The 12,310-nt window shown below is 55.3% G+C and carries 10 protein-coding genes; 5 read left to right on the plus strand and 5 right to left on the minus strand.

All coding sequences use genetic code 11. The features are described from left to right. Positions 1-85 precede the first annotated feature (85 nt). The 4 genes from BLM14_RS27680 to BLM14_RS27695 all read right to left on the minus strand — a co-directional run bounded on the left by BLM14_RS27680 (position 86) and on the right by BLM14_RS27695 (position 5,847). Positions 86-1,489, minus strand: a complete 1,404-nt coding sequence (locus tag BLM14_RS27680) for an aspartate aminotransferase family protein (protein ID WP_100003257.1) — start codon at positions 1,487-1,489, stop codon at positions 86-88. Positions 1,490-1,651: 162 nt separating this feature from the next. Beyond that, a complete protein-coding gene (locus BLM14_RS27685; RefSeq protein WP_100003258.1) occupies positions 1,652-2,818 on the minus strand; it encodes an NAD(P)/FAD-dependent oxidoreductase in 1,167 nt (388 codons plus the stop codon). A gap of 517 nt (positions 2,819-3,335) precedes the next feature. After that, on the minus strand, positions 3,336-4,388 hold the full coding sequence (locus tag BLM14_RS27690) for a GlxA family transcriptional regulator (RefSeq protein ID WP_100003259.1): 1,053 nt from the start codon (positions 4,386-4,388) through the stop codon (positions 3,336-3,338). A 145-nt stretch (positions 4,389-4,533) separates the two neighbouring features. Continuing rightward, positions 4,534-5,847 carry a type I glutamate--ammonia ligase gene (locus BLM14_RS27695; RefSeq protein WP_100003260.1) on the minus strand — a complete coding sequence of 438 codons (1,314 nt, stop codon included), beginning with the start codon at positions 5,845-5,847 and terminating at the stop codon, positions 4,534-4,536. Between the two features lie 480 nt (positions 5,848-6,327). Between BLM14_RS27695 and BLM14_RS27700 the strand changes: the two genes are divergently transcribed. The 3 genes from BLM14_RS27700 (at position 6,328) to BLM14_RS27710 (ending at position 8,947) form a co-directional block, all read left to right on the plus strand. After that, positions 6,328-7,104 carry an N-formylglutamate amidohydrolase gene (locus tag BLM14_RS27700; RefSeq protein ID WP_100003261.1) on the plus strand — a complete coding sequence of 259 codons (777 nt, stop codon included), beginning with the start codon at positions 6,328-6,330 and terminating at the stop codon, positions 7,102-7,104. Continuing rightward, entirely contained in the window at positions 7,101-7,769 is a 669-nt protein-coding gene (locus BLM14_RS27705; RefSeq protein WP_100003262.1) for a cysteine hydrolase family protein, read from the plus strand. The genes BLM14_RS27700 and BLM14_RS27705 overlap by 4 nt, the downstream gene beginning before the upstream one ends. A gap of 290 nt (positions 7,770-8,059) precedes the next feature. Continuing rightward, positions 8,060-8,947, plus strand: a complete 888-nt coding sequence (locus tag BLM14_RS27710; RefSeq protein ID WP_100003263.1) for a MurR/RpiR family transcriptional regulator — start codon at positions 8,060-8,062, stop codon at positions 8,945-8,947. Between the two features lie 111 nt (positions 8,948-9,058). On the opposite strand, the gene BLM14_RS27715 is transcribed toward BLM14_RS27710, so the two are convergent. Next, entirely contained in the window at positions 9,059-10,009 is a 951-nt protein-coding gene (locus tag BLM14_RS27715) for a MurR/RpiR family transcriptional regulator (protein ID WP_100003264.1), read from the minus strand. A 531-nt stretch (positions 10,010-10,540) separates the two neighbouring features. Between BLM14_RS27715 and BLM14_RS27720 the strand changes: the two genes are divergently transcribed. Together BLM14_RS27720 and BLM14_RS27725 are read left to right on the plus strand one after the other, a co-directional pair. Then, complete coding sequence (locus BLM14_RS27720) at positions 10,541-11,044, plus strand: hypothetical protein (RefSeq protein ID WP_100003265.1); 504 nt, start codon at positions 10,541-10,543, stop codon at positions 11,042-11,044. 317 nt (positions 11,045-11,361) lie between these two features. After that, positions 11,362-12,303 carry an HpcH/HpaI aldolase/citrate lyase family protein gene (locus BLM14_RS27725; protein WP_100003266.1) on the plus strand — a complete coding sequence of 314 codons (942 nt, stop codon included), beginning with the start codon at positions 11,362-11,364 and terminating at the stop codon, positions 12,301-12,303. The last annotated feature ends 7 nt before the right edge of the window (positions 12,304-12,310 follow it).

The following is a 12,310-nucleotide window of genomic DNA, read 5'->3' on the forward strand; positions in this document are numbered from 1 at the left end:
TAGGCCGGGGAACGGTGCTCCGGCCCAGCGTGTCCACGAAGACGTGAACAGGGCAATGCGGTGCTCGGCCCCCGCCGCCAATCGCTTAGATTTTCTGGCCGTCTCTGGTGAGCTCGTCCATGACCGAGCGCACGGCGCTTTCGGCGATGGAGACAATCTCGTCGACCTCCGCTTTGGTGGTGACGAGCGGCGGAGCGAAGCCGAGGATGTCACCGTGTGGCATGGCGCGTGCGATCAGGCCGCGATCACGCGCCGCCTTGGAGATGCGGGCACCGACCTTCAGCGCCGGATCGAAGCGCGTCTTGTTCTCGCGATCGCCGACGAATTCGATGGCGCCCATCAGGCCGACACCCCGCACTTCACCCACGATCGGCAACTGCGCGAACTTCTCCTTGAGCTGAGTCTGGAAATAGGCTCCGACCTCGCGAGCATTGCCGGGCAGGTTCTCTTTCTCGACAATGTCGAGGACCGTATTGGCCGCAGCCGCACCAATCGGATGACCGGAATAGGTATAGCCGTGCGAGAACGCACCGACCCTGTCAGCCCCGTCTTCCAAGACCTTGTAAACCTTTTCTCCGACAATAGCGGCGGAGAGTGGGAAATAGGCGGAGGTCAGTCCCTTGGCGACCGTGATCAGATCGGGTTCGATGCCATAATGCTGCGAGCCGAACATCGAGCCCGTGCGGCCAAAGCCGGTGATCACTTCGTCGGCAATCAGCAGGATGTCGTGCTTCTTGAGCACTGCCTGGATTGCGTCCCAGTAGCCTTCCGGCGGCGGCGTGATACCGCCGGTGCCGAGAACGGGCTCGGCGATGAAGCCACCGACATTGTCGGGACCCAGACGTTCAATCAGTTGATCGAGCTCCGCTGCGCGGCGTGCCGAGAATTCCCGCTCGGTTTCGCCGGAATTGGCACCCCAGTAATGATGGGGAACGCCGGTATGGACGATCTGCGACAGCGGCAGGTCCATATTGTCATGGTAGAAACTCATGCCGGTCATAGAGCCGGCAACCACGCTGCAACCGTGATAACCGCGTTCACGCGAGATGATCTTCTTCTTCGTCGGCTTACCGCGCAGGTTGTTGTAGTACCAGACGAGCTTGGCCTGGGTTTCGTTGGCATCCGAGCCGGACATGCCATAGAACACCTTGCTCATTTTGCCAGGCGCCATTTTCACGAGGCGATCGGAGAGGATCGCAAGCTCGTCCGTCGTGTGCCCGGCGTAGGAGTGATAGTAGGCAAGGCGATGGGCCTGGCGCGAGATCGCTTCGGCCACTTCCGTGCGGCCGTAGCCGATATTGACGCAGTAGAGGCCGGCAAAGCCGTCGATCAGCTGATTGCCGTGGGCATCCTGAATACGGATCCCCTTCCCCGTCTCGACGATCGTGGGCTCACCGAGCTTGCCGGTGGCAAAATCCTTCAGCTGTGTGAAAGGATGCAGGACCGAATTGCGATCCTTTTCACTGATGTCCTTGATGTTAATGGTCATGTGCTTCCTCTCATCTAGAAACGTGGGCTATCTGGCGCTTTCCGGCTCGGCCAGATCATTGCTAGCGATCACGCAGTATTTGAGTCGCTCAATCTGCTGACGCCGACGACGCTGTACTCCCTGAGCAACACTCAATTGGGTTATTGCTTTGGGGATGCAGTTCTATGCGAACCGAGCCAAGGCGAATGCCTCAAGCAGTTCCTGGCGTTCACCAAGTGCCCACTTCGCGACAGATTCGCCCATTGCGGGGCCGAGTTTGAAGCCGTGCCCGCTCGATCCGGCGATGACGAAAAGGCCCTTTGCACCGGGTATTTCGTCAACGACTGGAAGGTGGTCCTCGCTCATATCGTATTGGCATGCATAGCCCGGGCGGATACCCAATTCTGCAATTTCTGGGGAGCGGGTCATGATATGCTCGATGGCCCAAACGGCCTCTTCCTGTGTGATCGTGCGGTCCAACTCGCCGGCGACCTCGAGGCGATAGTTCATCCGGCTGTGTTCTGCGGCCAGGGCTTCGTTCTCGATGCCAGTACCACCGCCGCCCCACGTTCCGATTAGGATTGTGTTCTCGCCTTCTGGCCGGGCATAGCAATTAGTTGTCTCGTCGACCCAGGAATGGGGGAGCAGCTTTCGTGCGATACCAGGTGCGTCCATCACGGCCATGAAGTGACGCTCGATGAAGATCGGCAGGTTCACTCCAAGCTTGGCCACAAGTGCCTTAGACCAAACACCGGTCGCAAGTATCACTCGTTCGGTCGTAATGACCGTTCCGTCGCTGAGAGTTACGCCGGTGGTCTGCCCTTTGGTCACATGAATATCGGTAACGGAACGCCCACCCAGGAACTTAACACCGTTCGCGCGCGCTCGATGAACTAGTTCGTTTGTCGCCCCATAGGGATCGCAATGCCCAGATTCATCTTCCCATGCAGCGAAGGTTATCCCGTCCATGTTGAAGTGCGGCAGCAGCGCCGAGGCCTGGGCTCCGGTCAGTCCTTCAATTCGGCTGCCTTCTACATTGCGTATACGGTTAACCGCGTCACGGTAGAGAGCCTCATTATCCGGGCCGCAGGCCCAAAGACAACCGGACTGATCGAAAGCGCCCGGAAGATCCTTCAAAATCTCGATACCGCGTTTTGCCAGCAAGGATTGCTCACGATCGAGATAAAACAAGTGGCACACGGCGGAGGATGACCCCGTCGGACCGGAAGCCGGGTGATCTGTTTCTACCTGGATCACGTTCAGCTTTTGACTGGACAGATAATATGCCGCACCCGCACCCGCGATTCCGGCGCCGACCACAAGCACGTCACAGCTGTATTTCTCGGTCATCTAGTTCTCCCGGGTCACTGCAAAACTAAAAGCATGCCGCAACCATGTCCCTTAAGGCGTGATCGCCCTCCTGGGAGCGATCCACCTGATGTTAAAGATAGAGGCATCTCCTCTCCCACAGGCTGCCAACAACCAGGGACCCAAGGCACGCCACTAACGTGCAGGCAATTGGCTCAAGCCCCTAAGTTCCGGTCATTCAGCAAATGCCTATGAACAGGTTCGATAATAACGCTACTCTGGAAATATTTTTCTGTCCAGCCGATAATGAACATTCTTGACAAAATTTTTTCATACGAAGGACTCGCAAATGCTTGTAGGAGGGCCCGGTCGTCACCTTGACGGCAGCGCGGTCCTCTCTTCCTTCTTAGGCGGGTATTCATATCCCCTGCGGTCTGCGCGTTCGGCGGTCTGACCGGGCAATGGAAAGCAGAGTCCAACAGGAGAATTTGCGCGTTCGATCCCGTCCACATAGCTTGGACGCACTGACGTTACTTCCTGTGCAACTAGGGGATACATTTCAATGCGAGACCTGAGGCAGGTCAGCACGAAGTGGGGCCGGCCGAAAGCGTCCTAACTGCTGCTTGCTCGCGTTCCGCCGCTCTGCCGCCGCAAATCGTTCCTGTTGTGGGGTACGTCCGTAGCTCTCGCGGTATGACCTTGAGAAATGGGATGCGGAGACGAAACCGCACGCGATTGCGATGTCGACCATTGGAAGTGCGGAGTTCAGAATGAGCAAATGAGCGCGCTCAAGTCTTAATCCGCGATAATATCGGGCTGGTGAGCATCCTAGCTCATGCAGAAAAAGACGCTCGATGTGCCGTCGGGAGAGGCCACTGAACGCTGCCAATCTTTCCAGGGGTACTGGTTCGGCGATGGCGGCTTCCATCTTCTCGACGATTTTCAGCAATGCATCGTTGTTGATGCCAAAGCGCGTCTGAAGCGGTATTCGTTGACGCTCTCCGGGCTCCCGAATACGCGAGGCGATTGCTTTTTCACATACACGGCCTGCAATGGAAATCTCGTGGTCCCGATCAATGATCCGAAGGAACATATCAAAAGCCGCCTCACCTCCCGAGCAGGAATATAAGTCGCCGTCGATTTCGTAAGCAGTTTGGACCGCTTCTACGCTCGGAAACACCTCAAGAAAGGAAGGGAATTGTTCCCAGTGCACCGCACATCTTCGCCCATTTGCTAGCCCTGTCTGTGCAAAAGCAAAGATGCCACTTGCAATACCAGCCAAGCCTAGTTTTTGAGCCCGGCATTCCCGCAGCCAGGTATGAAGGGCTCGGTAGCGTTGAGGAGGGCGCCCACCCCCGACAACGACCGCCACGGATGGCGGCCCGCTCTTGCCGATTAGTATACGCTCATCGGCAAGAGACGTGTCGGCGGAAACTACTACTCCGCAGTTCGAGTGGACCGGGTGACCGTCATCTGAAGCCACGCGCCACAAATACACGTCCGATCCGATCACCTCATTCGCGAGCCTGAGTGCTTCGATTGCTGATGAGAATGCCTGAAGGGAGAAATCAGGTAGCAAATACAGGCTAAACAGACGGTTTACTATCGTCATTTCGGCATTTCCCCTCCCTCGTGAACTTGCTTGTTCAGATTGACTGAAGTTCATTGACGCCTTGGCGTTATGTGACCTAGCTCGCTCCACAAGTCGCCAGCGCTAACGGTGAGCCACGCTTCATATTGGGCGTTTTACACTATCATCAATACACTTCTGCATATGCGGCGCAGCGAGCTTTGGCGTCTAGATCTCCCAAGTATGCGATCTCGGCACGCTTGTGGGTGGTGTATATCGAGGCGAAGCTGGCCGGGAACCAGCGAGTGACGACGTCGTTCTGCTCGAAGCGTTGTAACGCCTCTTCAAGCGATTGCGGCAGCCTCTTGTATCCGCGAGCAGAGAGGTCATCTTCTGACAAGACGGACAGATCCTCCTGCGTTACCCCAGGGGCAGGCAACTCGTCTTCGATGCCCTGGGCACCCGCATAAATAATTGCGGCCAGGGCCAGATGGGGCGATGCGGTTGCATCTGCCGCCCGATATTCGAAGTTATATTGCCGTGCGATCTTTTCGGGATCGACGGACGTGACGGGGCATATCCGCACTGATGCTTCGCGGTCACGGAAGCCAAGATTGTTGTATGCGGCGCTCCAGCGGTTTGGTGTCAGCCGCAGATATGAGATGTCGGATGGAGCCGTCAATGCGACAATAGAATCGAGATACTTGAGCACACCCGCAATGAACGACGCTGTTACTTTGGACATACCAGAAGGGCCGTTCTCGTCATAGGTAACGGGCGTGCTATGCTCATCCAGAAAACTCATATGAATATGAACCCCGTTCCCGACGCTAGTGGGATCGAGGATAGGCGCAAAGGTTACTTGCTCGCCGCAACGTTGAGCCGTCATCCGGGTCAATTCCCGAAGGATCAGTGCCTGGTCAGCAGAGCGGTGACCTTGAGCCGGACCGTTGGTAACTTCGTACTGATTGGGGCCAAATTCCTTCATAAAGGTATCAGGCGTCAGACCCGCGCAGGCGAGAGCCGACATGAGGGCCTCTCCAAATTGCCGCTGTCGTGTAAAGCCGCGCAAGCTGTAGCCATCCGCGAAAGAATTGGAGGAGTTACGCATCTGAAATTCATGTTCGAACGCGCTGACGAGGTGAATGCCGCCCGATAGCCGGAGGCGTTCAAGCGCCGCCTTTAGAATCGAGCGGGTGCAGCAGTCCCACGCGCGACCGTCGAGATCTGTGATATCGCCCAGCATAAAACGCTCGACTGGTCCGCTGTCTTCGAAGTCGATCTCAACGCGCGCTTCGGGGTCGGGGATCAAGAGCAGGTCACCGAGCGAGCCGAAAGGGCTTGGGGCAATCGCGTCGAAACAAGTGATCATCACGTTCGTCGGTGTCCAGCCGATGCCACGCTTGAGGCGCTTGTCCAAGTCTGAAACCGGAAACGCTTTTCCGCGTGTTCTGCCGGCGAAATCGGACATGGCTGCAAAGATAAGGGGGTTAGAGATCATTGATATCCTCTTTCAACTAGGTCCAAGCAAGCCCCAGCACCGTTCCAAGTTCTTGAGACAATCGGGCTGCCTGGCGAAATTCATCCTTGGGGGCAAGATGTCGATGGTATGTCCGACTAGATGGAAAACCAAGTTACCTTGTTTGCACTCATTGGTCAGTCTCATCGAAGAGTGTCCTCGCGCGCAAAATCGCTCGCGAGGCACCTGAAGAAAACTGCTGTTCAGTTGGCACAATCTTCGATCGACACCGGCCTGCCGTTGCTCCCTTATTGCCAGAATGCTCGATGAAAATTATTTGTCAATTAAAATTTTTGGATTGACAATGAAATAAAAATGTCGTCCTTTCCAGGCCACCACAATTTGAGAAGGCGCAGCCTGACGGTGCCTCATGGGGTGAAGCTTTCGCGCCCACCTTAGCTCATGACGCATCGAGGTTCAGCCGTCGGAAGCTTCTAAATTTTCGAAAGAACAGGTAATGGCATGAAGCAAGGTTACGATGCACTCGACTTGTTGACGCCGGACGATCCAGCGCCGGTCGACGTCGTCAATCCCGATGGTTCAAGTCCCGTGCTTCTCGTCTGTGAGCACGCGGGGCAGGCGATTCCCGCTTCCCTTAGAGGCTTGGGCATCACGCGAGAGGTGCTCAACGAGCATGTCGGCTGGGATATAGGGGCAGCAGCCGTAGCTCGTCTTTTGGCGCAGCAGCTTGACGCGGTTGCCATTCTTCAACCTTACAGCCGCCTGGTTATAGACTGCAATAGGCCGCCCGACGCATCCGATGCGATCCCCGCAGTCAGTGATGGTATGGTAATACCAGGCAATCAAGACATCGCGAACGCCCATCGTATGACACGAAAGGCTCAGATATTCGAACCCTTCCATGCAGAGATTGACCGCCACTTGGACAGTGGTCGACATAAACTCGCGATATCGATCCACAGCTTCACGCCGTGCATGAACAATGTCTCACGTCCCTGGGACATCGGCTTTCTATTTCGTTTTGATACGAAAACCTCAGAATATCTGAGGAAATCTGTGACGGTTCAATCCCCTGACATCGTTGTAGGAATGAATGAACCGTACGAGATCAGCGACACCTCTGACTGGTTCGTGCCTCGTCATGCGGAGGCTCGTGGGATCGATCATAGCCTCATCGAAATCCGCAACGACCATCTCCGGACGATTGAAGGTCAAAGGCGCTGGGCCGATATTGTGGCTAGATCCATTGAGGATTTTTTGAACGAGGACCAAAGATGAACCTTACACGCGACCTACCCCTGGTGCCGGAGCAGTCGGCCCTCTTGTTTATTGATGTGCAGAACTTTGGCGCCCACCGCGAAGGGGCTGAATTCGTTGGCCTTTCGGAGGCCGAGTTTGAAGCCAAATACAGCTGGTATTTCAACGAACTTGACGCCCGTGTCATCCCCAATATGCAATCGTTACAGGCGGCTTTCCGTAAAGCAAAAGCCGAAGTGATGTACACGACAATCGAGAGCTTGACGCTTGATGGACGGGACCGATCCCTCGACTACAAAATTACTGGCTTTCATGTTCCTAAAGGTTCATGGGACGGCAAGGTAATTGATCAACTCGCTGTAGAAGGCGACGAGATCGTGCTGCCGAAAACTTCTTCTTCAGTATTCATCTCTACCAACATAGATTATGTCCTACGAAATCTCGGCATTCGGCAGTTGGTGATCTCCGGGCTGGTCACCGACCAATGCGTAGAAGGCGCCATCCGAGATGCTTGCGATCTTGGCTATCTCGTTACGCAAGTTACAGACGCGTGCCTCACCTATACGCAGGAACGCCACGATAACTCCGTACGCGCGATCAAAGGATATTGTCGACAAGTGACGACAAAGGAACTCATCACAGAACTACGAACCGCAGCTCGATCTCACCAGCCCGCAGATCAATGACCAGATATCGTTTGACGCAAGGCTCTTTGGAGATGGCCTAAGCGCGCCTTGATCCGACGACACGTAGTTTAGCGCATCTCACTTGGAAGGGACCGCGTTTACCACATCGCTTAACTGCGACAGCTGGAATTTTTAGGCTGGGTGCCGGGAATATGGATAAGACATGAGAATGCACACTATCCCGCGCCAACGGAGAAACACTGTTTACTTGATACCCTTGTTTCAGTACCGCATACTCCAGCTGCTTTTGGTGGCAAATTTGCAGAGTGGTCGAGCTACTGGAGAAGATTATGACGAATAGCGCAATTGCGGGCGAGACGGTAAGGGAACAAATACGGAGATCGGCGGAATCACTTACCGCCACCGAGCGTCGCCTGTCCGCGCTGATATTGTCCAACTATCCGTTCGCTGGCCTTGAGCCAATTCAGGTGATTGCCGCCGCCTCCAACGTTTCTGCGCCTTCTATCTCACGATTTGTTACCAAACTAGGCTATCAAGGCCTGCAGGATTTTCAGCAGCAACTTATCAAGGAATTGAAACAGGGGCAGAAGTCCCCTCTGGATTTGCGCACTACGACACACCCCCTGGCAGACGACTTTTTCGAAAAGTTTACTGAGAAGTCCACGGAGTTGTTGAGGGCATCAGCACGATCAATAACAATCGACCAGTTTGAGAGGGTGGGATCACTTCTGGCGGATCCCAAGTCCGAGATCTTTACCTTAGGCGGACGCATCAGCGACTTGGTCGCGCAATACCTATCTCGCCATCTGAAGCAGATCCGCCCAGGGGTCCATCAAGTCTCATCTGAAGATGATTGGTGGCCGGAGTACATCCTGAGGATGCGACAGAAAGACGTATTAGTTCTTGTAGATTTCCGCAGATACCAGCGTTCTCTGGAAGATTTCGCCGCAAGAGCATCGAAACACTGTGGAATAAAGATTGTGTTAATAACGGATCGATGGATGTCGCCAATCTCGAAATACGCGGGAGAGGTTCTGCCGCTGCACATTGAAAATGACACTGCATTCGATAGCAACATTGCCGCTTTCTCGTTGATCGAAGCACTCTTAACACGGGTCGCGGAGGCAAATTGGTCGCAGGCCAGCCAGCGTATAAAACAATGGGATTCTTTGAGGAGCCCCCCTTCCCCGCACACAGATGCAAAGGACACTCCATAGCTGGGAGTCCTCCAATGGGAATATTAGATCCCTGACTCACATTTTACCGTAGGTACGCCTTAACACCATCGGTACTCGCAGCCGAGACCATACGTTTCGCATCGCAGGTTGCTAAACATCTTTGTCTCCTTCGATTTCCCGCAAACCGTATCTTTGCCTCGTGCGTGATTGTGATCCGTTGTTCCCTGCGGTGGTTTTTTCCTTCTCTAGCGGAACACTCACCTTCGATCTAATCGTTTCGAGTTCTTCGATGCGGCTGCGCGTCCGCTTGTCCCCCAAGGCCAGTATCTGGGCTACCACCGCTTCAATCTGCGCCACGGGAGGGGCCATTGTATCGTAAGGTGAATTGACTTCGATCGGGGAGACTAGAGTTATTTCTGAGAATTCGGAGATAGGTGAGAGCCAAGGATCCGTGAAAAGAAGAATGCGAACGCGACGAGCCGCCGCCTGTTCTGCGAAGGTAATGACGTCGACCTGGTAGCGGCGGTAATCGAAGACGACCAAGAGGTCCCGCTTTCCCAAGTCGACTAACACATCAAGTTGCTGTGCCGATAACGTCTCGACATGGTACACGCCGGGCCGGAATTGAGACAAATAACTTGCCAACAAACCTGCGACATGGCGGCTGAAGCGCCCGCCGAGCAGCACGACCCTTCCTTTGGTATCCATGATAAGACGCGCCGCCCGTTCATATGTTATTAGGGGCGTAGAAGTCAGAGCCTTGTGTAGGGTGCCCGCAACAGATTTCATGTACGCAATGGCAGCTCCCTGTTCGCTGTCACTGCCTATGTCTGGCCGCTTAGCCTCCATCATCAGCAGCGGTGAATGCAACCTTGCTTCAACATCTGCTAATAACCGCTGCTGAAAGTCAGGAAAGCCATTGAAGCCGAGCTTGACGGCTAACCTAACGACGGTTGGATCGCTGACGCCGGCGCGCTTTGCCAGGCTAGTAGCGGTTCCGAGCCCAGCTGTCGGATAATCAGTCAGTAGCACCTGTATGATCCGCTCCTCCGACGGGGTTAATGAGACGGCGCCCTGCAACAACGTATCCCTAACGTTCATCAATGTTCTCCAGCACTAGGTTGAAGAGAAGATTACAGTCTTTTTCTTGACGCGTCGACCTGTAAGAATTTTATCACACTTTACCAACTGGAAAAATCATCGACGTTCAGCGATCGTTGCGGCTGCTGAGGCCAGCACCACGGGACCCACTAGAGATTCCAGCCGTCCTCGCTCGCTAGATGTGGTTGTAACGTGACTAGCACAACGCCGCAGCTGGTTTGACGCCGCACGAGCGGCTCTAGCTATCAGAATTGCCCCAAGCTTCGGCAACTCAAAGGGCGCCACCTGCCCGTTCAATCAGGTTGCAGGAATGTAGCCATTTCTACGTTCGTTTCATAAATAACATTTCTTGAAGAGATATTGACACGGATCACTAAGACCGATATTTTGGCTCTTACGAATGAATTGGAGATAGATCCAGTGGCGGCATCGCGAGTATCTGCGACTGGGCATTCGGTCGTCTTTATTGGCTGAGTCTGCGATGCCTTGTCTGATCGTCAGCCTTCAAATCGGAATAGAGAGGTTTCCGAAATGCATTCTTCTCAGGACCCATCGTACGAAGATCGGCTGCTTAGCGCCTATGAGGGCGAAATTCTCGGCGAAGCGTTCTTTGCAACTCTTGCCCACGAAGCTGAAGCGGACCAGACGCGAACTAAGTTGCAGCATTTGGCGGCTATCGAACGAATGGTTGCAGGAGCTCTTTCGCCAGTTATTGCCCGCCGCAGCCTTGAACCGAAAAGAAAAGAAGAGCTGGCAGCTCAGGGGCGTAAGGAAGCCATTGACTATCTCGGCTTGGACTGGACTGAGTTCGCCATAAAACTGCGGGACCTCTTGCTTCCTTTTCTTGCAGAGTTTGAAGGCTTGCTTGCCGATGCCCCAAGCGCTGATGAACCTCTTGTTCAGCTACTTGTTGACCACGAAGCTGCGCTCATCGCATTCGCGAGAACCGAAGGTGAAGATGAACGCGACGGCAGCATCCATCTGGACGAATTCGTTCGTCGATACAGCGGCTATTTTGGCGACGCCCTTAGTTAGCCCGATTTTGCTCATGGACAATGCACCGAGCCTAATACAATCGATTTGCCGGCCCGACGAGGGTGTCGAGGTGGCAGGTCTGCCAAAACAATGCGTTTGACGTTTCAGCGCGTCTACATGCCAACAGCGAAGCTATGTGCAGCGACCAGTGCAGGCCGCTGAAAATAGGCGTCGCGATAGGCCCCAGAAAGAACTTGCGTATGCACTGCAAGATTACTGCGTGAGATCGAATGGTTGGGGCGAAGCGACGGTAAAGCATACTCTAGCCAAACGCGCGTGCGCCTCCCAAGCCGCCTAATAATAACGAGGAAGTATTCATGAGCCATACTATCAACCACCTGCGCAAGCTTCGCCTGCAGCGCAGCGAGCTTGCCGTACCGGGCTCAAATCCGGAGATGATCGAAAAGGCCGCCAATTCGGAGGCCGACTACATCTTCCTCGACATTGAGGATGCAGTGGCGCCGCCGGACAAGGAGCGCGCCCGCGCCAATATCGTCCAGGCACTCAACCAGATCGACTGGCGCGGCCGCGGCAAGACCATCTCCGTACGCATCAACGGCCTCGACACCCATTATATGTATCGTGACGTCGTCGACCTCATGGAACAGGCGGGTGACCGGATCGACACGCTGCTCGTACCGAAAGTCGGCGTGCCCGCCGATCTCTACATGGTCGAAGCCATGGTCAACCAGATCGAGATCGCCCGTGGCTTCAAAACCCGTGTCGGCCTCGAGGCGCTGATCGAGACCGCACTCGGCATGGCCAATGTCGAGGCCATCGCGGCCTTCGGCGGCCGGCTCGAGGCGATGCATTTCGGCGTTGCCGACTATGCCGCAAGCCTCAAGGCCCGCACCGTCAACATCGGCGGTCTCAATCCTGACTACCCCGGCGACCAATGGCATTTTGGCCTGTCGCGCATGACGGTGGCCTGCCGCGCCTATGGCCTGCGCGCCATCGACGGACCGTTCGGCGATTTCTCCGATCCTGATGGTTACAAGGACGCCGCCCGCCGCGCCGCGGCGCTGGGTATTGAAGGCAAGTGGGCCATCCATCTGAGCCAGATCGCGCTCGCCAACGACATCTTCTCGCCGCCCGAGAAGGAGGTCGATCGCGCCCGCCGCATCATCGACGCTCTCAAGGTCGCCGAAAGCCAGGGCAAGGGTGCCGCGTCGCTCGACGGCAAGATGATCGATGCCGCATCGGAGCGCATGGCGCGCAACGTGCTCGCCACCCACGACGCCATCACCGCCGGCCGCTGAGAGGAGG

Source organism: Phyllobacterium zundukense (assembly GCF_002764115.1).
Classification (GTDB): Bacteria; Pseudomonadota; Alphaproteobacteria; order Rhizobiales; family Rhizobiaceae; genus Phyllobacterium; species Phyllobacterium zundukense.